The sequence below is a fragment of the Oleiphilus sp. HI0061 genome, assembly GCF_001635675.1.
In genome coordinates this window covers 1-1,181 of record NZ_LWFE01001506.1, presented here as the reverse complement: position 1 = coordinate 1,181, position 1,181 = coordinate 1, and the positions used below count along the sequence as shown (strand labels likewise).

The following is a 1,181-nucleotide window of genomic DNA, read 5'->3' as shown; positions in this document are numbered from 1 at the left end:
GATACTAAAAGGCTATGCTGAAGGCTGGATCAAGCTTCATGTCGATAGCACGTTTTCCTTCAAGGATGCAGCCAAAGCGCATGAGCATATCGAGCAACGCAAGAATATTGGTAAAGTAATTTTAGTCCCCTAACTCACAATGAAAGCAAGGCTCTTCCATTTATTGGCTTGCTGAGCCTTCGCATATTCTAGAAGGTATACTGAGCCAACATACTGACACTAATAGAATCGCTGTCACGATAGACTTGCGGGCCCTCAAGTACGCGGTATCGCTTACTCTTAAGGAACAAGACTTCCGCCCCTAAGCGCAGCGCACTGTCTTCTTCCTGCCACATTAACGCTAAGGTATGACTACGCCCAAACTCGTTATTTTCTTGGTCCATCTGATCTTGGTCATCAATACCAAACTGGTCATAGCGATAGCTGATTCGATAGTCATTCAGACGGTAGGAAAACATGCCGTACAGGCTGTAGAAATCTATATCAATGCCAGGACCCGCTCCCATTTCAGAGCTGCCTTGAGAGGCTTCCGATAAGAACTCCCAGCCCTCACTAATACGCCAAGCCAAGCCAGCCATAGCAAAGCGGGTTTTCCAGGCATATTCTGCATGTAGAAGTGTCGTATCGCCCCGGTTATCGACCCAAGTGAGCTTTATATTCAGCTCATCCAAAGCCAGTGATGACCTCAGCGCATACCCTGGCCGACCATCAAGATCTCGACCAAAAGGTTTAGTACCGTCATCTCGCTGCCCCGCAAAAATCTGCCCGTCTTGAAGGTTGCTGAGCTCAGGCAAGGCCAATACATCACCCAATACCGTGCGCTGACGCCCGTAAGTCCAACCTCTATAGGCCAACAAAGCGCCCATTGAATCATTACCACCAAAGACCGTTGCAGCTGCCGATAACTCTGGCCCACTATCAAAATGATAACGATAAGACATGTCTAAGCCGATAGGGTGAAACTCCTCACCTATCCAGCTATTGAGCGAAGAGTAGCTAATGGTATAAGGGGATTCCCAGAAGCGATCTATATTTTCCATTGAGGTCGGTAAGAAAAACTGGCCCAGCTTAACACTAAGCGCTTGATTGAAGTCGATATCATGACGATACCTTGCGCTCCACTCTATCACCCCAAGAGAGCGAACGGAGCTATCATTACTCGTACCTTGTGCTTGGATATG

2 protein-coding genes are annotated in these 1,181 nt (G+C 47.8%); one reads left to right on the top strand and one right to left on the bottom strand.

Annotation, left to right across the window (positions count from 1 at the left end):
* Position 1 precedes the first annotated feature (1 nt).
* Positions 2–133, top strand: coding sequence for a zinc-binding dehydrogenase (locus A3735_RS32680; RefSeq protein WP_369820555.1), 132 nt, complete (start codon positions 2–4; stop codon positions 131–133).
* 55 nt (positions 134–188) lie between these two features.
* Here the strand turns inward: A3735_RS32680 and A3735_RS31315 are convergent.
* Positions 189–1,181: hypothetical protein (locus A3735_RS31315; RefSeq protein ID WP_197486001.1), on the bottom strand; the 993-nt coding region annotated here is incomplete at its 5' end.